Source organism: Nakamurella endophytica (assembly GCF_014646215.1).
GTDB lineage: Bacteria > Actinomycetota > Actinomycetes > Mycobacteriales > Nakamurellaceae > Nakamurella > Nakamurella endophytica.
Genome location: NZ_BMNA01000013.1, coordinates 46,455 through 69,079, shown reverse-complemented (window position 1 = coordinate 69,079; position 22,625 = coordinate 46,455). Strand labels below are relative to the sequence as shown.

Below are 22,625 nucleotides of genomic sequence, written 5' to 3'. Positions count from 1 at the left end.
CCGTCCCGTCCCCGGCACCCGCACCCCCGCACCACCCGTCCGTCGCACCACCCGCAACGCTCCCGCACCGCCCGAGAACCGTCTCAAGGAGAGTCACGTGTCCCCACACCGCAAGGCCGGCGCCGCCGCCGCCCTGGCGTGCCTGGCCGCCGTCACGGTGGCCTGCTCGAACCCGGCGACGGACAACGCCTCGTCGTCCTCGTCCTCGTCCTCGTCGTCGTCGTCCAGCGCGGCCGGCAGCGCGACGGACACCGCGGCGGCCGGCTCCTCGGCCGCCGGCTCCTCCGGCAGCGGTTCCGCGTCGTCGGGCGGAGCCAGCGGCTCGGCCGGCAGCGGGTCCGTCGGCCCGGCTCCGGCCAACCTGCCGGCGTCCTGCAAGACCGACAAGCCGGTGCTCGGCGTCGCCCTGCCGAACACGGTGAACCCGTACTACGTCGCCATGCGCAAGAGCTTCGAGGACAACGGCGCCTCGTCCGGCTTCGACGTGAAGGTGGCCATCGCCAACGACAGCGACTCCAACCAGCTGTCGCAGGTGCAGTCGTTCATCTCGCAGAAGGTCTGCGCGGTGGCGCTCAACGCGGTGAACTCGGCGCCGGGCGTCTCCAGCGTCAAGGCGTTGAACGCGGCCGGCATCCCGGTCTTCACCGTCAACGTGATCGTGGACTCGAAGGAGCTGCAGGCCCAGAACGCCACGATCGTCCAGTACGTCGGCGCGGACCAGGTCGAGGGCGGCAAGGTCATGGGCGAGCAGCTGCTCAAGGACATGGGTGCCGACGCCACGGTGTTCGCCGGCATCGTGGGCGACCCGGACCAGATCCCGACGAACCAGCGCGACCAGGGCTTCACGGACGCGATCAAGTCCAACGCCAACGCCAAGGTGGGCCCGACGGTCAACAGCAAGGTCGACCCGAACATCGCGCTGCAGGTGACCACCGAGATGCTGCAGGGCAACCCGTCGATGAACGTCGTGTTCGCCGACACCGGCCCTGGCGCCGTTGGGGCCATCCAGGCCGTCAAGGCGCTGAACAAGGCGGACAAGGTCGCCATCTACGGCTTCTGCGCCGCGGACACCAAGCTGGAGGGCGCCTACAAGGCCTGTGCCGCGCAGGAACCGGCCGACTACGCCCGGATCGTGGTCGAGCAGGCCAAGACCTACATCGGCGGCAAGGGCGTGCCGGTGGAGATCCTGCAGCCGCTCAAGGTCTTCACCGCCGGTCAGACGCCGGGCCAGGGCGAGGTCGGCTGACGGTCGAGCGGGACGGGTAGGACCAGGGGAGGGGAGGCACCGTGACGTCAGCCGGATCTGCGGCGGCGACCGGCACAGCGGGCATCGGCGTCCGCGGCGTGTCGAAGTTCTTCGGCGGCCAGGCGGCACTGGCCGACGTCACGGTGTCCCTCGCCCGCGGTGAGGTGCTCGGGTTGGTCGGGCACAACGGCGCCGGCAAGTCGACGCTGTTGCGGGTGCTCGCCGGCGCGCACCAGCCCGATGTCGGCACCGTCGAGATCGACGGCATGCCGACCACTCTCGGCAGCCCGACGGCCGCGCTCGGCGCGGGCATCGTGACCGTCTACCAGGAGCTGCGGATCATCGGGGCGCTGACCGTCACCGAGAACATCTTCCTCGGCCGCGAGACCGTGCAGCGTGGCCAGCTCGCCCGCCGGCAGATGCGCCGGCGGGCGGCGGAACTGTGCGAGGAGTTCGGCATCCCGGCGGGACCGCTGACCATCGCCGGCGACCTGCCGGTGGCGCACCAGCAGATGCTCGAGGTGGCTGCCGGTCTCGACCGCGGTGCGCGGTTCCTGCTGCTCGACGAGCCCACCACCGCGCTGGAGGCGGAGCAGATCGACCACCTGCTGCGCACGGTCCGGCGTATCGCCGCCGGCGGCGTCGGGGTGGCGATCGTCGACCACAAGCTGGACGAGGTCTTCGCGGTGGCCGACCGCGTCGTCGCCCTGGCCGACGGCCGGGTGGTGCTGTCGGCGCCTGTCGCGGAGGTCTCCCGGGACGACGTGGTGACGGCCATCGTCGGGCGGGAGGTCGACGACGCCCCCGCCGCGTCCAGCGCGAGAACGGCCGCACCGGTGGAGCTCGCCAAGGAAGGACGGCCCGCCGCCGGGGGCGCCGCAGGTGGGGTCGCGGTCAGCAGCGCCGGGGAGGCGCCCGTGCTGTCGGCACGGCAGCTCACCACCGACTTCTGCGGACCGGTCACCCTCGACGTCCCGGCCGGAGCGGTGACGGGCCTGTACGGGCTGGTCGGGGCCGGCCGGACTGAGTTCGTCCGGGCCCTGCTCGGGGTGGATCCGGTTCGGGCGGGCCGGCTGGAACTGCACGGCCGGCACTTCCGCCCACGCGGTCCCGCCGACGCGGTGCGTGCGGGCATCGCGGCGGTCAGCGAGGACCGCAAGCGCGAGGGCATCCTGCCGCAGCTCGACTCCCGCATCAACGCGTCGGTGTCGGTGCTGCAGCGGTTCACCCGCGGCGGCGTGCTCTCCCGGCGGGCGCTGGCCGGCGGAGCGGGAGAGGTGCTCCGCTCGGTCGGGGTCCGGGGCGACGTCACGCTCCCGGTCGCATCGCTGTCCGGGGGCAACCAGCAGAAGGTGATGATCGCCCGGGCGTTGATGTGCCGCCCGCAGCTGCTGGTGCTCGACGAGCCCACCAAGGGCGTCGACATCGCCGCCAAGGCCGAGATCCACCACCTCATCCGCACCATGGCGCACGAGCAGGGCATCGGCGTGCTCGTCGTCTCCTCCGAGGAGGAGGAGGTGCTCGGGTCCGCCGACCGGATCGTGATCTTCACCGAGGGCGGGACCGACGGCCACGCCCACCATCCGGCGGACCTGGACGTCCGATCGCTGCGGCGGCTGGCGTTGCCGGCCGCTGCGGCGACTCCCGCCGGCACGTGACCCGGGTGACGACGCCGGGCGCGGCCCTCGCCGTCAGCCTGCTGGCCGCCCCTGACCCGTCACCCCGGGCGCTGCTGGAGACCGCGGCCCGGGCCGCCGCCCTGTCCCTGCGGCTGCACGTGGACGTGATCGACGCCGCGGACGGGCGCGGCACCGGGATCGACCCGGGGCTGCTGCCCGAGCTGTGCCGGCTCGGGCCGGTGGAGGTGCACGTCATGGGTGTCGCCCCCGCCGCCCTTGTCGAAGCCCTGCTGGACGCCGGGCCGGACACGCTCCTGGTGCACACCGGATCCGGCCCGCTGACCGCAGCCGCACGCGACCGAGGCGTCGCGCTGTGGACGGCGGTGGGACCGGACCGACCGCTCCCCGCGCCGGACGCGGACGGCCTCCTGCTGGTCGCCATCCCGCCGGGCTCGCGCACCGCCCGCTTCGACCCGGCGACCGTCGGGCGGGTCGCCGGCGCCCGCGCCGCCGGCTGGACCGAGATCGGGGTGGACGGCGGCGTCGGGCCCGCGGAGGCCGCGGCCGTGGTCGCCGCCGGGGCCACCCGCGTGGTCAGCGGCCGGTCCCTGTTCACCGGCGACCTGGCCACCCGGGTGCAGGAGCTGCGCCGGCGGTGCACGCCCGGCACCGGAACGGTGGACGAGAGAGGTGCCGGATGACCGTCGAGGTCGGAGTCCCGGTGCAGGGCAACGACGACGGCGACTGCGTGCTGGCCGAGGTGTACGTCGCGGTGGGCGACGCGGTGACGGCGGGCCAGCGGCTGTTCTCGATCGAGACGGCCAAGGCGGTCTACGAGGTCGAGTCGACGGCGGCCGGCACGGTGGTGTCGGTGCTGCACGGGCCCGGCGAGGAACTCCCCGTGCACACCCCGGTGGTGCTCGTCGAGCCGGTGGGAGCCGGCGGCGCGGCCGATCCCGGGAGGACGGCGCGAACCGTCCCGGACGGTGTCGCGACGGGTGCCGGGACCGCCGTCGCCCACCCCGGTCTCGAAGCTCAGGACGGTGCCGGTGCCGGTGCCGGGGCACCGTCCCGGCGCCTGCCCCGTGGACCCGTGCCCGCCAGCCCCCGGGCCCGGGTCATCGCCGCCCGGCGCGGCATCGACCTGGGCGCTGTCGCCGGTACCGGACCGCGCGGCCGGGTGCTCGTGCAGGACGTCCTGGACGCGGCCGGGCGCTGGCCGTCCGGTGCCGGGTCCGCGCCCGCCCCGGAGTCCGCCGGTGATCAGCGACAGCCGCCGCCGCGGGCGGCCGCGACCGCACCGTCCCTCCCGGCCGTTCCGCCCGCGCCGCCCACGGTGACGACCCCGTCCCCGGTGCCCACGGTGTCCGTCCCGGACGTGCCGCCGGCCGATCCGCCGGCGCCGGTGCCGCTCACCGGCATCCGCCGGGTGGTCGCCGACCGGATGACCGCGTCGCTGCGGGACTCGGCGCAGTTCACCCTGATGGCCGTCGCCGACGCCCGGCCGCTGCAGCGGCTGCGCGCGGTGCTGCGGGCCGGCGGCACCAGGGCCAGGTTGGACCGCGTCACCGTCACCGACCTGGTGGCGCTGGCCTGCGTGCGGACCCTGGCCGACCACCCCGCGCTGAACGCGCACCTGACGCCGGCCGGCCTCACCCGGTGGCCCGCCGTCCACCTGGGGCTGGCGGTGGCCACCGAGCGCGGGCTGCTGGTCACCGTCCTGCGCGACGCCGACCGGCACCGGCTCGCCGGTCTCACCGCCGCCCGCGCCGACGCGGTGGCCGCCGCCCGTGCCGGGCGGTCCGCCGCCGCGGACCTGACCGGGTCCACGTTCACCGTCAGCAGTCTCGGCGCCGGCCCGGTCACCTTCTTCACGCCCGTGCTGAACCCGCCGGAGGTCGCCATCCTCGGCGTCGGCGGCATCGTCCCGGCGGTGGTCCCGGTGCCGGGCGAACCGCCCGGCGACGCCGGCGAGATCGCACCCGCGGTGCACCTCTCGCTGACCGTCGACCACCGGGCGGTCGACGGTGCCCCGGCGGCCGCCTTCCTGGCCGACCTGTGCCTCGCCCTCGCGGCGCCCGAGACCACCCTCGCCCGTTAGGAGTCCGATCGATGCCCCGTGACCTGCTGGTCGACCCGGCCGTCGTCCGCGCCGGCGGCCGGCTGGTCGCACCCGAGATCCCGGTCAACGCCTACGCCCGGCCGCTGGCGGACGAGATCGAGCGCCGCGGCGCCGACCGGCTCGTCCGCGTGCTGCGCGACATGTACCTGGTGCGCGGCTTCGAGACCATGCTCGACTCCGTCAAGCGGCAGGGCGAGTGGCACGGCCTGCGCTACACGCACGCCGGTCCGGCGCACCTGTCGATCGGCCAGGAGGCCGCCGCGGTCGGCCAGGCCCGCGGGCTGCTGGTGGACGACCACGTCTTCGGCAGCCACCGCAGCCACGGCGAGGTGATCGCCAAGGGCCTGGCCGCCATCGACGCGCTGGACGAGCCGGAACTCGACAAGATCATGACCGGGTACCGCGACGGCGCCGTGCTGGCGCCGGTCGCGGCGCGACTGGCCGCCCGGGACCAGCACGAGCGTGCCGAGCAGTTCCTGCTGTACGGGCTGCTCGCCGAGATCTTTGCCAAGGAAACCGGTTTCAACCTCGGACTGGGCGGCAGCATGCACGCCTTCTTCGTGCCGTTCGGCATCTTCCCCAACAACGCCATCGTCGGCGGCTCCGCGCCGATCGCCACCGGGGCGGCGCTGCACCGCCGGGTCGCCGGGCTGCCCGGGATCACCGTCGCCAACATCGGGGACGCCGCCACCGGCTGCGGACCGGTGTGGGAGTCGTTCAACTTCGCGGCCATGGGGCAGCTGCGCACGCTGTGGGAGCCGGGCCACCGCGGCGGCCTGCCGGTGCTGTTCTTCGTGAACAACAACTTCTACGGCATGGGCGGTCAGACCGCCGGCGAAACCATGGGGTACGACCGGGTCGCCCGCGTCGCGCTGGGCGTCGACCCCAGGGCCATGCACGCCGAGACGGTGGACGGCACCAACCCGCTCGCCGTCCTCGACGCCGTCGAACGCGCCAGGGCGGTGCTGGAGGCCGGCGACGGGCCGGTGCTGCTGGACTGCCAGACCTATCGCTTCACCGGCCACTCGCCGTCGGACGCCTCGTCCTACCGGACGCCCGAGGAGGTGCAGCTCTGGCGCGACGTCGACCCGCTGCGGTGCTACGCCGGCGAGCTGGTCGACGCCGGGGTGCTGACGCCCGACGAGGACCGCCGGCTGGCCGAGGACGCGGACCGCAGGCTGGCGGAGGTGGTGGAGCTGGTGGTCGACGCCACCGCGTCCGCCCGCCTGGACCTCGCGGCCGACCCGTCCGCCGTCGAGCGGGTGATGTTCTCCGGACGCACCACGGACCTGTCGGTGACCGCGCCCGGCGACCTGTCGGCGCCGCTCGCGGAGAACCCACGGGTGCGGGCGATCGCCCGCAAGTCCCGGTCCGGCGGCGGCGAGGCCGGTGCGGTGCTGTCCGGCACCAAGGCGGTGCAGTTCCGCGACGCCCTGTTCGAGGCGCTGGCCGCGCACGCCGCCGCGGACGGCCGGGTGATCCTCTACGGCGAGGAGAACCGCGACTGGGGCGGCGCTTTCGGGGTCTACCGGGGGCTCACCGAGCTGTTGCCCTACCACCGGCTGTTCAACGCGCCGATCTCCGAGGCGGCGATCGTCGGCACCGCGGTGGGCGCCGCGATGGCCGGCTCCCGGCCGGTCGTCGAGCTGATGTACAGCGACTTCCTCGGCCGGGCCGGCGACGAGGTCTTCAACCAGCTGGCCAAGTGGCAGGCGATGAGCGGGGGCCAGCTCGCCATGCCGGTGGTGCTGCGGATCAGCGTCGGGTCCAAGTACGGCGCGCAGCACTCGCAGGACTGGAGCGCGATGGCGGCGCACGTCCCCGGGCTGCAGGTGGTCTACCCGGCCACGCCCTACGACGCCAAGGGCCTGCTGTCCAGCGCGCTGTCGGGCAGCGACCCGGTCGTCTTCCTGGAGAGCCAGCGGCTCTACGACACGGTCGAGACCCTGCGACCCGACGGCGTCCCGGCCGGGTACTACCGGATCCCGATCGGTGCGCCGCACACCGTGCGGGCCGGCACGGACCTGACCGTGCTGAGCGTCGGCGCGGTGCTGGGCCGCGTCCTGGAGGCGGCCCAGGTGCTGCAGGAGCGGTTCGGGCTCTCGGCGGAGGTGATCGACGCGCGCTCGCTGGTCCCGCTGGACCTGGCACCCGTCGTCGCGTCCGTCGAGCGCACCGGCCGGCTGGTGCTCGTGTCCGACGCGTGCACCCGGGGCAGCTTCCTGCAGACGGTGGCCGCCGACGTCACCACCGTGGCGTTCGACAGCCTGGACGCCCCACCGGTCGTCGTGGGCGCGCCGAACTGGATCACGCCGCCCGCGGAGCTGGAATCGGCGTTCTTCCCGGGCGTCCCGGCGATCCTGGATGCGGTCAGCGAGCACATCGTGCCGCTGCCCGGACACGTGCCGCACCGCCGGGCCGGCGCCGGGGCACTGCTGGACCGGGCGCGCCGCGGCGTGTGAGAGCGGCGGCGGTCCGCGCAGGGCGCCGGCACCGACGCCAGCCGGTCTCACCCACCGGGAGCGCCGGCTGCTTCTGCGCCTGCCCGCCCTTCCGGACCTGTGCGATGTTCGCCGGGGTGGACAGCACCGAGATGTCCCGGACGGGGTCGGCCGTCACCGCGATCACGTCCGCGTCGTACCCGGCGCGTAACACTCCTGACCGGGGTGCCTGGGGTCCCGACGTCAGCGGTGCGTCGGCCGTTCCGCTGCGACCGGTCTCGTGCTCGGTCGGACGATGGGGGCGCGGCGTGGTCGGCTCGGAGTCCGGGGCGGTGACGGTCAGCGATGTCGCGTCGGCTGCCCGGGTGTCGAAGGCGACGGCCGCCCGCGTGCTCGGCAACGACGGCCACGTCAGCGAAGTCACCAGGGCCCGCGTGGTGTCGGCGGCGCAGCGCGCGGCGGCGCGGGTACAACCTGCTGCTGTCGAACTCCGACGAGGACGCCGAGCAGGAGATACCTGCCGTGCGCGTGCTCCTCGGTCAGCAGGTGGACGGCCACCTGATCGCCCCGACCCCCCTCGCGGCGCACCGCAACCGTGCGGTCGAGACGATCGCAGGATCGGGGCGACCTGTCGTGCTCATCGACCGGCTCGTCCCGGGCGTCGCGGCGGATGCCGTGATCAGTGACGACCGGGAGGCATCACGCCGGCTGACCTCGGTGCTGCTCGACGACGGCCACCGGGCGATCGGCTTCCTGTCCTCGCTGCCCTTCGACGGGCGGTACCGCGCCGGCGACTTCATCCCGTCCACCCCGGTGGCCGACCGGGTCAGCGGGTACCTGGACGCGCTCGCGGCGGTCGGTCTGCCCTCTGTCGACGGAATGGTCCGGCTGAAGGTCGACCGGACCAGCATCCAGGCCGATGCCCGCACCTTCCTGACCCGGTCCGACCGGCCGACGGCCGTCATCGCCTCGGACAGCCGGATCGGTCTGGCCCTGTTCCGGGCGGCTCGCGACCTGTCGATGGACATACCGGGACAGCTGTCCCTGGTGGTGTTCGACAATGCCGACTGGACGGACGTCGCGGCGCCGGGGATCACGGTGATGTCGCAGCCCATGCGCGACATCGGCGCGCAGGCGGCTCTGCTCATCGACCGGATCGAGGGTGCGGTGGCCGACCCGCGGGTCGTCGTGCTCCCGCAACGCCTGGTCGAGCGTGCGTCGGTCTCGCGGCCGCCGGCGGCGCCGTGACGGATCGGTACCCCAGGGTCGGCGCCCCGGACGGGCCGCACCGGTCCGCCGTCTGCCGCAGAGCGTGCCGGTCAGAACATCTCGGGTCCCGGCGGCGGGAACAGGTCCGCGGCGCGGAGCCCGGCGACCCGGCGTCCGGGTTCGCGGCGACGGTCCCGGATCAGCGCGCGGGCGGTGGTTCGTCGCGCCGGCGCAGGATCTGCGCCACCACCCGCATCAGCATGACCGAGGAGAGCACCAGCCCGATGTAGCCCACGGCCTGCAGCACGCCGACGCCGGACCGGTCACCGGCGAACACCGCGCCGACCAGCATGGCGGTGGAGGACAGCAGCCCGACGGCGGCCACCGCGGCGAACAGCATGCCGTCGACCCACTGGGTGGCTGCGTGCCGTGCGGTGGCCGACAGCGGGTCGACCTGCACGGCCAGCCGACCGGACCGCACCTGCAGGGCGATGTCCTCGACCAGGCCCGGCAGGGCCCGCAGGGACGGCAGCGTCCGCATGGCCTCCCGCTCGAGCACGCTGCGGAGACTGCCGGCGGACACGTCCAGGGCGCCACGGAGGTGCGCGGCCGCGGCGCCGGCGAGCTGGAATCGCGAGTCCAGCACCCGCAGGGTGCCCTCGAGCGTGAGCAGCGCGCGGGCCAGCACGGTGAGGGCCGGCGGCACCGGGATGCCGTGCCGGCCCATCAGCTCGATGATGCGCTGCAGGCTCCGGGGGTCGAACCCGCCGCCGTGCAACTGTTCCGAGAGCAACTGGCTCAGTTCGACGGTCACCGCCTGCAGGTCGAGCGACTCACCGGCGGGCCCGGCCAGCGAGCGGAGCGCCCGGGCCACCAGGGCCGGCTCGCCGGTGCCGATGCCGGCGCCCATCAGGTGGACGGCCTCCAGGGTGATCGGGTCCAGGATGCCGACGGCCCCGAAGTCGATGAACCACAGCGTCCCCGCGCGGTCGATGAGGATGTTGCCGGGATGGGGGTCCGCGTGGAACACGCCGGCTTGCAGCATCTGTGTCAAGAAGGACTGGAAGAGCCGGTCGGCGAGGACCGGGCGGGCCACCGGCGTGGCGTCCACCGCCGCCGTGTCGGACAGCGGCCGGCCGTCCACCCGCTCCAGCACCAGCACGGCCTCGGAGGTCAGCTCCGTGACGACCGCCGGGACGCTGACGCCGTCCGGCGCCGGCACCGCTCGCAACGCCCGGCCGTTGGCCGCCTCGTGGACGAAGTCGAGCTCGGACTCGACGGACTGCACCAGCTCCTGGGCCAGTCGTTCCAGCCCCAACGTGCGGGCGGCCGCCGATCGGCGGCTGACGACCCGGGTGGCCCACCGCAGGACCGCGGCGTCCCGGGCCAGGCCCACCTCGACGTCCGGGCGGCGGACCTTGACGACGACGGGGCGCCCGTCGGGCAGGACGGCCGTGTGCGTCTGGCCGATCGAGGCCGCCGCCAGCGGTTCGCGGTCGAACCGCGCGAAGGTCTGGGCGACGGGTGCATCGAGCGTGCGGTGGATCTGTTCGAGGACGTCGTCGACGGGGATCGGCCGCACCGACGACTGCAGCTCCGCCAGCTCGGCGACCATCGGCGCGGACAGCAGATCCGAGCGGGTCGACGCGATCTGGCCGAACTTGACGAAGATCCCGCCGCAGTCCTCCAGGAACAGCCGGACCCGCAGGGCCGTCTCCGGGGTGGCCGCGGTGTTGCGGGACACCACCCGTCGTCCCGCGAGCCCGTGCCGCCGCGCGATCCGCGACACCTCCCAGAGCCGCCCGCCCACCGTGACGGCGGCCCGCAGGCGCGCCCGCGTCGACAGCCGCTTGCGGTCCCGTCGCGGCCGCAGCAACACCTCCAGCACGATGCTCATCACCATCGTGGCCAGCAGCGCGAACCCGAAGTCGGCGATGTCCAGATCCGCGATGGCCCGGGCGGTCCGGGCGTGTTCGACGACCACGCCGGCGACCGTGACGCCGATCAGCGAACCCAGGACACCGGCGACCAGGGAACGCACCGCGCCGCGTCGCACACCCAGGATGCGGCCCGAGAGGAACCCGACCACCAGCAGGAAGATGATGCCGAAGACGGCGTCCCAGAGCGACATGCATTCACTGTGAGTGGCCGAGCGGGTGAAGTCCAGTGATCGACCGCGGCGGCCGGTGGTGCCGCAGCCGCCGCAGCCGCCCCGGTCGCCCCAGTCACCCCAGCCGCTGCAGCCGCTGCCCCACCGCGCGCCGGACCGCGATCGGTGCGGGGGCCCGCCGGGCACCGGCGCAGGGGTGCAGCGGGTGGATCGTCAGCGGCGGCCCGCGCGGTGCCGGAACAGCCACCCGGCCCACAGGGCCGCCGCGACCGAGATGCCGACGCACCACAGGACGGCCACCCACCCGGATCCCGCGCGGGCCGGGGCGCCGGTGAGCAGCGCCCGCAGCGTGTCGATCACCGGGGTCACCGGCTGGTGGTCGGCGATCCAGCTCAGCACCGCGGGCATCGTCGAGGTGGGCACGAAGGCGCTCGACAGGTAGGGCAGGAACAGCAGCACGAACCCGTACGCGCTGGCTGCCTGGGGACTGCCGGCCACCAGGCCGATCGCCGCGTAGAGCCAGGTGATGGCCAGCACGAACAGGGCGATCAGGCCCACGGCCGCCAGCCAGTGCAGGACGCCGGCCGTCGGCCGGAACCCGACGAGCAGGCCGACCCCGACCACCACACCGGTGGCCAGGAGGTTGCGGACGAGACTGGCCACCACGGCACCGGTCACGACGCCGGCGCTCCGGACGGGCAGGGTGCGCAGCCGGTCCACCCATCCTGTCGACAGGTCCTGCGCCACCTCGACCGCCGTGCCCGCCGCACCGAAACCGGCGCACAGCAGGACGATCCCGGGCGTGACGTAGGTCGCGTAGAGCTCGCGGTGACCCGCGCCGGAGCCGACCGGGCCGACCGAGCCGACCGAGCCGACCGGGCCGGCGGGGCCGATGTCGAAGGCCCCGCCGAAGACGAAGGTGAACAGCAGCATCAGCACCACGGGCAGCATCAGGCCCATCAGCAGGGTCTCGACGTTCCGCAGCGAGTGCCGGGCGCTGCGCCGGACGAAGACCCAGCCGCTGCGCAGCGGCCCGACGGTCGGGGCCCGGAAGGGGATCGGGGGCGGGACGGACAGGCTGCTCACGGCGGTCTCCTCGAGGGGATCGGGCCGGCGGCGTCAGGCCACCGGTGCGGGGTGTCCGGCACGTGCGGGTGCCGGATCGGCGGAGCGGTCGCCGGTGAGGGCGAACAGGACGTCGTCCAGCGACGGGCGGCGGATGTCCACGCGGTACGCGGCCTCGCGGTCCGGACCGCCGACAGCGCCGGTCCCGCCGAGGCAGTCGGTCAGGATCCGCCGGACGTCGCCGGCGGTGCCGTCGGACGGCCGCTCCGCGACCACCCGGCCGGCAGCGTCGCGCAGCTCGACCACCTCGGTGCCGACCCGCGACTTGAGCTGGGCGGGCGCGCCCTCCGCCACGATGCGCCCGTCCTCGAGCACGGCCACCCGGTCGGCCAGCCGATCGGCCTCCTCGAGGTACTGGGTGGTCAGCAGCACCGTGGTCCCGGCCGCCGCCAGCTGCTCGACCTGCTCGTGGACGTCCCGCCGGCTGGCCGGGTCGAGCCCGGTCGTCGGCTCGTCCAGCACCAGCACGGTCGGCTGGGAGACCAGGCCGAGCGCCAGGTCGAGGCGTCGCCGCAGGCCGCCGGAGTAGGTCCCGGCGCGCCGCCGGCCGGCGTCCGCGAGGCCGAAGCGGTCCAGCGCCGCGGCTGCCACCCGCCGTGCGTCCCGGGTCGACCAGCCGGCGAGCTCGGCGAGCATCCGGAGGTTCTCCTCGCCGGTGAGCACCTCGTCCACGGCGGCGAACTGCCCGGTCAGGCTCAGCGACCGGCGGACGGCGACCGGGTCGGTGACGACGTCGTGCCCGCAGACCGTGGCCGTGCCGGCGTCGGGCTGCAGCAGCGTCGCCAGGATCGACAGCAGGGTGGTCTTGCCGGCGCCGTTGCGGCCGAGCAGCGCGACGACCTCGCCGGGTGCAACGGCCAGGTCGACGCCGGCGAGCACCGGCTGCGTGCCGAACGACTTGACCAGTCCCCGGATCTCGACGGCCGGACGGGACGCGGTGCTGGACGGGACGGACACGGGGACTCCGATCGACGGCGGCGTGGGGCAGCGACGGATGAGTGTGTACGGCGTCCACTGTGTAGGGCATACACACTGTGTCAGTCTTACACAGTTTCCCGGGGAGCTGTCAATGCCCGCCGCGGGCCTGGCAGGCTCGGCGCGGAGCCGGCCCTCGTTCCGGGGGTCGCGGTGGTGGATGCGGGGGAGGCGGCGTGACCGAGCAGGACGGCGACGAGGTCGCGCTGCCGCACGCCATCGCGCTGACCTGGGGCATGGCCGAGGCCCCGCAGCGGGGGCCCAAGCGGGAGCTCACGATCGAGCGGATCGTCGACGCGGCCATCGAGATCGCCGACACCGACGGGCTCGGCGCCGTGTCCATGGCCAGGGTGGCGTCGGCCCTGGGCTTCACCACCATGTCCCTGTACCGGTACGTGACCAGCAAGGACGACCTCCTGCTGCTCATGGAGGACGCCGTCTACGCGGTCCCGGGACTGGGTCGCCCCGAAGTCGGGGCGCCGTGGCGTCCGGCGATGCGGGCGCTGGTGGACGCCTGCATGGCCGTCGTCCGGGCGCACCCGTGGGTGGCGCGCAGCCCGATCCGCGGCGTGCCGCTCACTCCGAACAACCTGTGGTTCGTCGACTACACCCTAACCGCGATGGCGCCGCTGCCGCTGACCACCGAGGAGAAGCTGGCGGCGCTGCTGTCGCTCACCGGGCTCGCGCGGATCCTGGGTGGGTACGAGGCCGAGATCGTCGCCGGCCGGGCCGCCGGGGCCGAGCCGCCGCTGACGCCGGCCGCGCTGGGCTCGTTCATCACCGACGAGCGGTTCCCCGCCTTGGCGCCGGTCGTCCGGGCCGGTGGGTACGGCGGCGGCGGACAGGGGTCGCCCGGCGGGGCCGTCATGCAGGCCGAGTTCGACTTCGGGGTCGAGCGCCTGCTGGACGGGGTCGAGCACGTCGTCGCGGAGCGGGAGGCGGGACGGGCGGTCGGGTCGCCCGCGGTGTCCGTGGCGGCCGGTGGGCAGGGCGGCCGGCGCGGTCGGGCGCCGTCCGAGCAGCAGTTGCGCGCGGCGGCCAAGGATCCGGAGGTGCGCGCCGCCGTGCAGCAGCGCCGCGAGGCCGAGCACCGACTGCGCGAGCTGCAGCGTCAGGAGCGGGAACGCATCGACCGGGCCGTCGAGCGGGCGGCGGCGGAGGAGGGGCGCTCGGCGCGCTGACGCCGTGCGCCGCGGTGACCGGTGTCTCCCCGCCGGGGCTGCCGGGCCGTGGGATCCTGGGCCGGACCCACGGTTCGTGCGGTCCCGGACGAGATGTGCGCCGTACCCGGTCCGCCAAGACGACGCTCCCCTGGAGGGATGCCGTCGTGGGACAGCTCGTGCAGGTCGTCGGGTCGCTGCTGGTGCTCGTCGCCTTCGCCGCCGCGCAGCGCGGGTGGATGGACCCGCAGTCGAGGCGGTACCTGGTGCTCAACGTCGCCGGTTCGTCGATCCTGGCCGTCGAGGCCGTGCTGACCCGACAGTGGGGCTTCCTGCTGCTCGAAGGGGTGTGGGCGCTGGTGTCGGCCGCGGGTCTGGTCGCCGTGCTGCGCGGCCGGTCGCCGCGCCCGACCGGGCACTGAGGACGCCGGGCGGCGGAGCCACCGGGCTCGTCCGACAGCTCGGCACAGCTGCCGACCGGCAGCGGGTGTCGCGCGAGTGCGAGCGGAACCGTGGCGGTGGATGGCGGTCCCGAGCACCGGTGGCCGAGAGCTGTCCTGCCGAACCGGGTACGACCAGCTAGAGCGACCGCTCGCGGCCGCTGACGAGGTCACGCACCAGTGGGAACTCGGTGACCCCGTCCGAGCCCATGAAGTGGCCGGCGCCCGGCACGACGGTGACCGGCGCTCCGATCGCGGCGGCCAGTCGGTCCGAGGCGTCGGCCGGGACGAAGACGTCGGCGTCCGACCGGATCATCCGCCGCACCGGCACCCGGTCGGCGATCCTCCGGCACGCGTCCGGGGCGAGTGGTTCGGCGAGGAACGAGGCCAGCTCCGGCACCGACGCCAGCGGCTCGGCGAACCCGGCGACCAGCACGACCCCGGCCGCGGACCACGGCCCGGCCAGCCCGCCGAGGTGGCGCAGCACCGTGACGCAGCCCAGGCTGTGCCCGATCAGCCAGGTCCCGGCGTCCACCCGGCCCACCGCCGCGGCGACCGCCTCGGACCAGGAGCGGACGTCCGGGTGGTCGCTGTCCGGCAGCGCCACGACGGTCACCGCGATGCCCTGGGCGCCGAGCTCGCGGGCCAGCCACGGGAACCAGTGCCGGTCGGGCGCCGCCTGGTAGCCGTGCACGACGACAGCCCGGCGGGGCGGCGGTGTCTCGGGGTCGGACATCGGCGCACCGTAACAGCGGCCACTCGGTGCACCGTGCTGCCCGGTCGTCACGCTCGGCCGACGGCGGACGGGTCGACGCGCCATCCCCGCCGGTGGGCGCTACCTTTCCCGTCGCGGCGCCCCGGCCGCATCCGCCCCACCCCGACGCGGCCGGGGAGGGATCGTCGTCGAACGGAGGGCCAGGTGCGGCTGCTGCTGACGTCCGCGGGCGTCAAGAACCCGTCGATCCACCGGGCACTGCTCGATCTGCTCGGTCGGCCGATCGGGGAGTGCACGGCGCTGTGCATCCCGACCGCCATGTACGGGCATCCGCACGCCGGTCCGGGCGAGGAGGTGTGGCGGTTCGTCAGCGGTCGTTCGGAGAACCCGATGACCGAGCTGGGTTGGCGGTCGGTCGGTCTGCTGGAGCTCACGGCGTTGCCCGACATCGCCGCGCAGCGGTGGGTCCCGCTGGTCCGCGAGGCGGACGTCCTGCTGGTGTCCGGCGGCGACGCGCTCTACCTGCACCACTGGCTGCGCCGGTCCGGGTTCACGGATCTGCTGCCCGAGCTGACCGACACCGTCTACGTCGGGATGAGCGGCGGCAGCATGGTGATGACGCCCCGGATCGGGGAGGAGTTCGTCGGCTGGCAGCCGCCCGACGGTGCCGACGACAGCACTCTCGGCCTCGTCGACTTCTCGATGTTCCCGCACCTGGAGCATCCCGACCTGCCGTCGAACACGCTGGCGAATGCGGAGAAGTGGGCCGCCCGGCTGTCGAACACGGCCTACGCCGTCGACGACGAGACCGCGTTCCGGGTGGTCGACGGCGCGGTGGACGTGGTGTCCGAGGGACGCTGGACGCTGTTGCGTCCGTGATGCAGCGGGCCGGACGGTCCCGGGACGCGGCTCGGCGTCGGACGTCTGCAGGTCCCGAGCGCTGCCCAAGGAGGCGATCGTGGTGCCCGGAGAGATTGCGCCCTACCCGCTGCGCAGTCCGCGGCTGCGGATCACGCCGCTCGCGGCGGCCGACGTCGACGACTTCGTCCGCTACCGCCAGGACCCCGAGGTGGCGCGGTGGCAGTCCTGGGACACCGACTACCGCGTCGCCGACGCCCTGGCGCTCGTGGCCGGTCAGCCGGTCGACCGGCTCCCGGGCGCCGGGGAGTGGCTGCAGCTGGCGGTGCGGCCGGTCGACGGTGGCCCGCTCCACGGCGACGTCGCGGTGCGCCGGTGTGCCGGCCAACCGGACACGTTCGAGCTCGGCGTCACGCTCGCCCGGGCGGCCCAGGGACGCGGCATCGCCGGCGAGGCCCTGCGCGCGGTGCTGGACATGCTGTTCCACGACGCCGGCGCGCACCGGGTGGTCGCGTCCTGCGATGCGCGCAACCTCCCGGTGTCCCGCCTGCTCCGGCGGGTGGGCATGCGGCACGAGTCGCGGCAGCTGGAGGCCGACTGGTTCAAGGGCGAGTGGACGACGCTGGACGGCTGGGCGGTGCTCGCCCGCGAGTGGCGCGACCTCGCGCCCCGCACCGTGTCCACCTCGGCGTCGTGACGCTGGCCGGCGACGGCGCGTGCGGCGCGGCGCGCTGTGTGCCCGACCGCGTCGGGTCGCCACGCGGCCGCCGGGCTGCCACGGTGGGTCGGTGATCGACGACGCCATCGGACACCTGCACGAGGACCTGCAGTGGGTGCGCCGGTCGCTGCTGGACACGCTGGACGGCCTGTCCGAGTACGACGTCCGGCGGCCGCTCACCGCGACCGGCACCAACCTGCTCGGCCTGGTCCGGCACCTGACCCTGACCGAGGTGGTGTACCTCGGCGACGTCCTGGGCCGGCCCTTCCCGGAGCGACACCCGCGCTACGGCGACCCGGGCTACCGCAACCGGGACTCGCTGTGGGTGCGGCACGACGAGACGCGCGCGGACGTCGTCGCGGGCTACCGGCGGGCGTGCGCGCACGCCGACGCCTCCGTCGCGGCGCTGCCGGCCGATGCCCCCGGCCAGGTGCCGTGGTGGCCCCGTCCGCAGGTCACCCTCTTCGCCGTGCTGGTCCACGTCCTCACGGAGACGTACCGGCATGCCGGCCACGCCGACATCCTGCGGGAAGGGATCACCGGAGGTGCCGACGCCCCGGGCACGCCCGAGGACTGGGCGGAGCACCGCGCGCGGATCGAGCAGGCGGCGCGACGGGCCGCCGGGTGACCTGCGGACCTCGCCGTCACGGCGCCGCGGGAGCGGGGCCACCGGGCTTGCGGGCCAGCACGTGCCCGGCCGGGAAACGGTGCCGGTCGTCGGCGCTCTCCCGCATCCGGGACACCTCCACCAGCCCCGCCCGCGCCAGTTCCAGGGCCAGCGCGTCGATCGACCACCGGTGGGCGGGAGCGACGCGGTGGTCGAACGGGACGGTGGCGACCGCTGGCTCGTCGTGGGTCTGGAAGGACACCAGCACGTACCCGCCGGCGGCCAGCACCCGCGCGCACTCGGCGACGGCCCGCGGCACGTCGGCCGGCGGCAGGTGGATCAGCGAGTAGTGCGCCAGCACCCCGGCCACCGCGCCGTCCGGCAGGTCGAGCTGCAGCACCGATCCCACCTCGAACACCAGCTCCGGGAGGGCCCGCCGGGCCAACCCGACCATGGCCGGGGACAGGTCCACACCGCGGGCGTCCAGACCCGCGCCGGACAGCAGGCCGGTGACGTGGCCGGGCCCGCAGCCCACGTCGACCACGGCCGTGCCACACCCGCTGCGCCGGACCAGCTCCGCGAAGGCGTCGATCACGGCGCGGTCGAGGATCTCGCCGTCGAAGACCTCGGCGACGTGGTCGCGATAGGCCTGCGCCCACTCGTCGTACCCGCGGCGTGTCGTGTCGAGGTGCGGAGCGCTGGTCACGGCGGGGACGGTACGGCGCAGGTCCGACAGCGGTGCGGCCCGGCGATCGGGTCCGGCGACCGGGGTGCCCCGGTCAGTGGCCCCGGGCCGGCGGGGCGAGGGCGGCGGTGGCGTCGAGCAGCTCGAGGAAGTCCCGGAACGCCCGGTCGGCGCGGTCGGTGTCTCCGGTCGCGTCCAGGTCCAGGAACAGCCCCCGCAGCACGGCGAGGACCAGGGTGGCCCACTCCGGCCGGCCGACGCTCCGCAAGCCCTGCTCCAGGGGCGGCAGCCAGTCCGTCGTCGCCTCGCGCCGGAAACCCGGCCACCACCGCTGCTCGCCGCTCTCCCGCAGCTGCCCGAACATGCGCAGGTAGGGCCGGCCGCGGGGGCCGGTCATCGTGGTCCAGGCCCGGTCGAGGGTGACGGTGTACGCCTCGCCCGGCCGGGACCGGAGCAGCTCGCCGAACAGGTCGAGCTGCCGGTTCCGGGCCTGCCCGAGCACCGCGCGGAGCAACGCGTCCCTGGTGCCGAAGTGGTAGAGCAACATCCGGGCCGACGCCCCGGACGCGGCGACGAAGGGCTGCAGCCGCTCCGGAAGTCCGTGCTGCAGGGCGTGGTCGGTGCAGGCGTCGAGCAGCCGCTGCTTGATCTCCGGTTGTTCGTGTCGACCCACTGCTCCAGTTTTTCGCGTAACGCTTGTTACGTCTACCGTCGGTGCGGGGCGGCGACAACCGGAGGTGGCGATGAGGGTCGTGTTCGTGCACGGGGCCTGCGTGCGGGACGGTGCGTGGTGGTGGCACCGCACCGCCGAACTGCTGGCGGAGAACGGGATGCCGAGCGTCGCACCGGGGCTGCCCAGTTGCGGGGAGACCGGCGTCCCGGGCGGCACGGAGGGCGCGGGCCTGGCCGAGGACGTCGCGGCGGTCCGCGCGGTCCTCGCCGACGGCGACGAGCCCACGGTGCTGGTGGTGCACAGCTACGGCGGCATCGTCGCCGCCGAGGCAGCGGCCGGCATCGCCGCGGTCCGCCACCTGGTGCTGGTCTCCAGCTACCTGCCGGAGGTCGGGCAGAGCCTGTCCGACTTCACCGGCGGCGGGGAACCGGCCTCGTTCCTGGACGTCGACCCGGGTGCCGGCACCTTCGGCGTGCGGGCCGACATGTTCGTCGACACCTTCCTGCACGACTGCGACGACGAGATCCGTGTGCAGGCCGCCGATCACCTCGCCCGGCAGAGCCTGCGGGTCACCGGGCAGCCGGTCGGCGCGGCGGCCTGGCGCGAGGTACCGACCACCTACCTGGTGTGCTCGGCGGATCGCGGCACCCCGGCCGAGCGGCAACGCGACTTCGCCCGCCGCGCCGACGCGGTCGTCGAGATCGACGCCGGCCACCACCCGTTCCTGACCCGGCCCGACGCGGTGCGCGACCTCTTGCTGGGACTCTGACGGCGTCGACGGGGTCGACGGCCTTCCGGCGGCTGCAGCCCACGGTCCGTCGGGGGTCGGGCGGTCACCCGGTGGAGCGCCGGCACCTTTGGGACTGCCGCCCGAGACGGTCGATCTCGAGGGTCACCACGTCGCCGTCGCCGAGGTACGGGAAGCGGCGGGACAGGGCGACACCCTCGGGTGTGCCCGTGTTGACGACGTCGCCGGGTTCGAGGACGAGATGCTGGCTCAGGTCCCGGATCAGGTGGTCGACCCCGAAGATCATGTCGGCGGTGCGGGACGACTGCCGCGGCGCGTCGTTGACCCATGAACGCAGTCCGAGGTCCCCGGCGTCGCCGACCTCGTCCGGGGTCACCAACCACGGACCCAGGGGATTGAACGTCTCGCAGCACTTGCCCTTCGACCACTGCCCTCCGGACCGGTCGATCTGGTACGTCCGCTCCGAGACGTCGTTGCTGATGGTGTATCCGGCGATGACCGCGGCGGCCTCGGCCGGTGAGGACAGGTACCGGGCGCGCGTCCCGATGACCACGGCCAGTTCGACCTCCCAGTCGGTGGTCCCGGATCCCGGCGGCAGCAGGATGTCGTCGTGCGGGCCGACCACGGTGTTGGGAGTCTTGAGGAACACCACCGGGTTGGTCGGCGGCGCACTGCCCGATTCGGCGGCGTGGGCCGCGTAGTTCATCCCGATGCACACGACGGCCTGGGGCCGGGCGATCGGCGCGCCGACCCGGAGCCCCCTGCCGTCGAAGCCCGGCAGCGTGCCGGCCGCGACCGCGTCCGCGGCCCGCGCGAGGCCACCTGTCGACAGGAAGCTTCCGTCGATGTCCGCGGTGAGGGGCCGCAGGTCCAGGTGTCGACCGTCCTGGTCGAGGACGACCGGGACCTCCTGGCCGACCGGTCCCAGGCGCATCAGTCTCACGGCTGGTCCCTCATTCCGCGACGACGCACACGACGTCGCCGACCTGGTAGGTGCCGTCGGTCTCCACGCGGATGTCGACGACCGTGCCCGCGACGTCCGCGTCGATGGTTGCTGCGGTCTTCTCGGCGTCGACGTCCACGATGGGGTCGCCGACGGCGACGACCTGGCCCTCCGTGACGTGCACGGCGGTGACGTCGACCTCCACGGTCGACATGCCGAACTTGGGGATGCGGATCTCGTGCACGGTCACGCCTTCGCGGTCTCGAGGATGGCGGCGGTGATGGCCTCGCGGTCGGGGACGACCGCCCGTTCCAGGACCGGTGCGAACGGCATCGGCACGTCGGCCCGCGCCACCCGCCGGACCGGGGCCCGCAGGTGGTGGAACAGCTCCTCCGCAGCCGTGGCGGCGACCTCCGCCGCCCAGCCGCACGTCCGATTGGTGTCGTCGAGCACGACCAGCCGGCCGGTGCGGGTGACCGACCGGGTCAGGGTGTGCCAGTCGAACGGGTGGGCTGCGCGGGCATCGATCACCTCGACGTCCACCTGGTCGGCGAGATCGTCAGCCACCGCAAGCGCCTCGTGCACGAGGTGGCCGATCGCCACCACGGTGACGTCGGTGCCCTCCCGCCGGATCGCCGCCGGCCCGATCGGTACCGTGACGGCGACGTCGACGTCCCCCTTGCGGGGCAGGCAGTTGGCCGGCAGGAACACGGCGACCGGGTCGTCGTCGCGGATGGCGCTCCGCACCAGCGAGTAGGCGTCCTGCGGCGTGGCGGGCACCAGCGTCTTGACCCCCATGTGCGCGAGAAGCGTGTACGGGTGGTCGGAGTGCTGCCCGGCCAGGCCGAGCCGGGCCCCGGAGCCGGGGAACAGGTAGGTCACCGGCACCCGGGTCTGTCCGCCGGTCATCAACCGGATCTTCTGCGCCTGGTTGACGATCTGGTCGAAGGCGACGTACAGCAGCGTCGGGATCTGGTACTCGACGATCGGCCGCATGCCGGCCATGGCGGCGCCGGTGGCGAAGCCGGTGAAGGCCGCCTCGGAGATGGGGGTGTCCTTGACCCGTCCGGGGTGGGCGGCGGCCAACCCGGAGCTCACCCCCCGGAGCGAGTGCACGACGTCCTCGCCGAGGTAGCAGACCGACGGGTCGGCCGCCATCTCGTCGCGCACGGCGGTGGCCAGCGCCTTCTGGTAGCGCATGACGGTCATCGGTGTCCCCATCGGGTAGCAGTCGTCAGGGTCGGGGTGGCGTACATGTAGTCCATGGCGGTGGCGGGCTCCGGGGAGGCGGACGCGCGGGCGAAGGTCACCGCCGCGTCGATGTGCTGCTGGACCTCGTCGTCCAGGCGCGCGAGGTCGGCGTCCGCGAGTCCGTGCCCGCGCAGCCGGTCGGCGACGGCGGTGATCGGGTCCCGGCCGCGCCACAGTTCGATCTCGTCGTGGGTCCGGTACTGCAGCCCCAGCATGTGCTCGCCGGTGTTGTGCCCGACGAACCGGTAGCACCGGCAGTCCAGGAACACCGGACCGCGTCCGGACCGGGCGTGGTCGACCGCCCACTGCGCCGCCTCGTACACGGCCTCGACGTCCATGCCGTCGACCTCGCGGACGGCGAGGCCGAACCCGGTCGCCCGCTCCGAGGGGGTGACCTTTGCGGAGGCGGCGGCCGGGGTGGTGACCGCGTACCCGTTGTTCTCGCAGCAGAAGACCATCGGCAGCTCCCAGGCGGCCGCCAGGTTGAAGGTCTCCAGCAACACGCCCTGGTTGATCGCACCGTCACCGAAGAAGGCCACCGACACCCGGCGCACCCGCCGGTCCGTGGTCGGCTCACCGGCGGCGCCGGGGGCACCGGAGGCCCAGGCGGCGCCCGCGGCGAACGGGGCGCCCGCGCCGACGATGCCGTTGGCGCCGTAGATGCCCAGCGACACGTCGGCTGCGTGCATCGATCCCCCTCGGCCGTGGTTGAGACCGTCGACCCTGGCCATGAGTTCGGCGAACATCCGCCCGGGGTCGGCGCCCCTGCCGATGATGTGCCCGTGCCCGCGGTGGGTGGAGGTCAGCACGTCGTCCGGGCCGAGCGCGGCGCACATCCCGGTGGCCACGGCCTCCTGGCCGATGTACTCGTGGGTGACGCCCGGGATCTCGTTGGCGTTGACCAGGGTCACCACCGTCTCCTCGAACAGCCGGATGGTGCGCATGGTCTGGTAGGCGCGGATCAGTTCGGTGGTGTCCAC

General features: G+C 74.3%; 22 protein-coding genes, 1 pseudogene and 1 riboswitch. Of the genes and pseudogenes, 13 read left to right on the top strand and 10 right to left on the bottom strand.

Going from position 1 to position 22,625, the window contains the following annotated elements:
• Positions 1–97: 97 nt before the first annotated feature.
• The 7 genes and pseudogenes from IEY37_RS19015 (at position 98) to IEY37_RS18990 (ending at position 8,676) form a co-directional block, all read left to right on the top strand.
• On the top strand, positions 98–1,246 hold the full coding sequence (locus IEY37_RS19015; RefSeq protein WP_229674645.1) for a substrate-binding domain-containing protein: 1,149 nt from the start codon (positions 98–100) through the stop codon (positions 1,244–1,246).
• Positions 1,247–1,287: 41 nt separating this feature from the next.
• A complete protein-coding gene (locus tag IEY37_RS19010; protein ID WP_188944460.1) occupies positions 1,288–2,904 on the top strand; it encodes a sugar ABC transporter ATP-binding protein in 1,617 nt (538 codons plus the stop codon).
• A gap of 5 nt (positions 2,905–2,909) precedes the next feature.
• A complete protein-coding gene (locus tag IEY37_RS19005; RefSeq protein WP_188944458.1) occupies positions 2,910–3,566 on the top strand; it encodes a beta/alpha barrel domain-containing protein in 657 nt (218 codons plus the stop codon).
• Positions 3,563–4,966, top strand: a complete 1,404-nt coding sequence (locus IEY37_RS19000; protein WP_188944456.1) for a dihydrolipoamide acetyltransferase family protein — start codon at positions 3,563–3,565, stop codon at positions 4,964–4,966. Before IEY37_RS19005 ends, IEY37_RS19000 begins: the two co-directional genes overlap by 4 nt.
• Positions 4,967–4,977: 11 nt before the next feature.
• The gene (locus IEY37_RS18995) at positions 4,978–7,449 is read left to right on the top strand and encodes an alpha-ketoacid dehydrogenase subunit alpha/beta (protein WP_188944453.1); all 2,472 of its coding nucleotides are present in this window, start codon (positions 4,978–4,980) and stop codon (positions 7,447–7,449) included.
• Positions 7,450–7,553: 104 nt separating this feature from the next.
• Positions 7,554–7,868: pseudogene (locus IEY37_RS22880) on the top strand (LacI family DNA-binding transcriptional regulator); the annotation flags it as partial.
• Positions 7,774–8,676, top strand: coding sequence for a substrate-binding domain-containing protein (locus tag IEY37_RS18990; protein WP_188944451.1), 903 nt, complete (start codon positions 7,774–7,776; stop codon positions 8,674–8,676). The pseudogene IEY37_RS22880 and the gene IEY37_RS18990, both read left to right, overlap by 95 nt.
• Before the next feature lie 160 nt (positions 8,677–8,836).
• On the opposite strand, the gene IEY37_RS18985 is transcribed toward IEY37_RS18990, so the two are convergent.
• From IEY37_RS18985 to IEY37_RS18975, 3 genes are all read right to left on the bottom strand, one after another.
• A complete protein-coding gene (locus IEY37_RS18985) occupies positions 8,837–10,768 on the bottom strand; it encodes an ABC1 kinase family protein (RefSeq protein WP_188944449.1) in 1,932 nt (643 codons plus the stop codon).
• A 192-nt stretch (positions 10,769–10,960) separates the two neighbouring features.
• Positions 10,961–11,833, bottom strand: a complete 873-nt coding sequence (locus IEY37_RS18980) for an ABC transporter permease (protein ID WP_188944447.1) — start codon at positions 11,831–11,833, stop codon at positions 10,961–10,963.
• 33 nt (positions 11,834–11,866) lie between these two features.
• Complete coding sequence (locus IEY37_RS18975; protein ID WP_188944444.1) at positions 11,867–12,829, bottom strand: ABC transporter ATP-binding protein; 963 nt, start codon at positions 12,827–12,829, stop codon at positions 11,867–11,869.
• Positions 12,830–13,023: 194 nt separating this feature from the next.
• Here IEY37_RS18975 and IEY37_RS18970 point away from each other — a divergent pair, with 194 nt between their 5' ends.
• A complete protein-coding gene (locus tag IEY37_RS18970) occupies positions 13,024–14,028 on the top strand; it encodes a TetR/AcrR family transcriptional regulator (RefSeq protein ID WP_229674644.1) in 1,005 nt (334 codons plus the stop codon).
• Between the two features lie 61 nt (positions 14,029–14,089).
• Positions 14,090–14,157, top strand: a riboswitch (guanidine-III (ykkC-III) riboswitch).
• A gap of 17 nt (positions 14,158–14,174) precedes the next feature.
• On the top strand, positions 14,175–14,429 hold the full coding sequence (locus IEY37_RS18965) for a CBU_0592 family membrane protein (RefSeq protein ID WP_188944442.1): 255 nt from the start codon (positions 14,175–14,177) through the stop codon (positions 14,427–14,429).
• Positions 14,430–14,586: 157 nt separating this feature from the next.
• On the opposite strand, the gene IEY37_RS18960 is transcribed toward IEY37_RS18965, so the two are convergent.
• Entirely contained in the window at positions 14,587–15,183 is a 597-nt protein-coding gene (locus IEY37_RS18960) for an RBBP9/YdeN family alpha/beta hydrolase (protein ID WP_188944440.1), read from the bottom strand.
• 183 nt (positions 15,184–15,366) lie between these two features.
• Here IEY37_RS18960 and IEY37_RS18955 point away from each other — a divergent pair, with 183 nt between their 5' ends.
• The 3 genes from IEY37_RS18955 to IEY37_RS18945 all read left to right on the top strand — a co-directional run bounded on the left by IEY37_RS18955 (position 15,367) and on the right by IEY37_RS18945 (position 17,366).
• Entirely contained in the window at positions 15,367–16,041 is a 675-nt protein-coding gene (locus IEY37_RS18955; RefSeq protein WP_188944438.1) for a Type 1 glutamine amidotransferase-like domain-containing protein, read from the top strand.
• A gap of 82 nt (positions 16,042–16,123) precedes the next feature.
• On the top strand, positions 16,124–16,717 hold the full coding sequence (locus IEY37_RS18950; protein ID WP_188944436.1) for a GNAT family N-acetyltransferase: 594 nt from the start codon (positions 16,124–16,126) through the stop codon (positions 16,715–16,717).
• 91 nt (positions 16,718–16,808) lie between these two features.
• Positions 16,809–17,366, top strand: a complete 558-nt coding sequence (locus IEY37_RS18945; protein WP_188944434.1) for a DinB family protein — start codon at positions 16,809–16,811, stop codon at positions 17,364–17,366.
• Positions 17,367–17,382: 16 nt separating this feature from the next.
• Here the strand turns inward: IEY37_RS18945 and IEY37_RS18940 are convergent, their stop codons facing one another.
• Together IEY37_RS18940 and IEY37_RS18935 are read right to left on the bottom strand one after the other, a co-directional pair.
• Positions 17,383–18,051: a class I SAM-dependent methyltransferase gene (locus IEY37_RS18940; RefSeq protein WP_188944432.1), complete on the bottom strand. Its 669-nt coding sequence runs from the start codon at positions 18,049–18,051 to the stop codon at positions 17,383–17,385.
• A 73-nt stretch (positions 18,052–18,124) separates the two neighbouring features.
• A complete protein-coding gene (locus tag IEY37_RS18935) occupies positions 18,125–18,703 on the bottom strand; it encodes a TetR/AcrR family transcriptional regulator (protein ID WP_188944430.1) in 579 nt (192 codons plus the stop codon).
• A gap of 70 nt (positions 18,704–18,773) precedes the next feature.
• On the opposite strand from IEY37_RS18935, the gene IEY37_RS18930 reads away from it, so the two are divergent.
• Positions 18,774–19,472 carry an alpha/beta fold hydrolase gene (locus tag IEY37_RS18930; RefSeq protein ID WP_188944428.1) on the top strand — a complete coding sequence of 233 codons (699 nt, stop codon included), beginning with the start codon at positions 18,774–18,776 and terminating at the stop codon, positions 19,470–19,472.
• Positions 19,473–19,536: 64 nt separating this feature from the next.
• On the opposite strand, the gene IEY37_RS18925 is transcribed toward IEY37_RS18930, so the two are convergent.
• Genes IEY37_RS18925 through IEY37_RS18910 form a run of 4 tightly spaced genes read right to left on the bottom strand, consistent with a single transcriptional unit; the run spans position 19,537 to position 22,625 of the window.
• The gene (locus IEY37_RS18925; RefSeq protein WP_188944426.1) at positions 19,537–20,394 is read right to left on the bottom strand and encodes a fumarylacetoacetate hydrolase family protein; all 858 of its coding nucleotides are present in this window, start codon (positions 20,392–20,394) and stop codon (positions 19,537–19,539) included.
• Positions 20,395–20,404: 10 nt separating this feature from the next.
• Positions 20,405–20,644, bottom strand: a complete 240-nt coding sequence (locus IEY37_RS18920) for a biotin/lipoyl-containing protein (protein ID WP_188944424.1) — start codon at positions 20,642–20,644, stop codon at positions 20,405–20,407.
• Positions 20,641–21,603 carry an alpha-ketoacid dehydrogenase subunit beta gene (locus IEY37_RS18915; RefSeq protein ID WP_188944422.1) on the bottom strand — a complete coding sequence of 321 codons (963 nt, stop codon included), beginning with the start codon at positions 21,601–21,603 and terminating at the stop codon, positions 20,641–20,643. Before IEY37_RS18915 ends, IEY37_RS18920 begins: the two co-directional genes overlap by 4 nt.
• The gene (locus IEY37_RS18910; RefSeq protein ID WP_229674643.1) at positions 21,600–22,625 is read right to left on the bottom strand and encodes a thiamine pyrophosphate-dependent dehydrogenase E1 component subunit alpha; all 1,026 of its coding nucleotides are present in this window, start codon (positions 22,623–22,625) and stop codon (positions 21,600–21,602) included. The genes IEY37_RS18915 and IEY37_RS18910 overlap by 4 nt, the downstream gene beginning before the upstream one ends.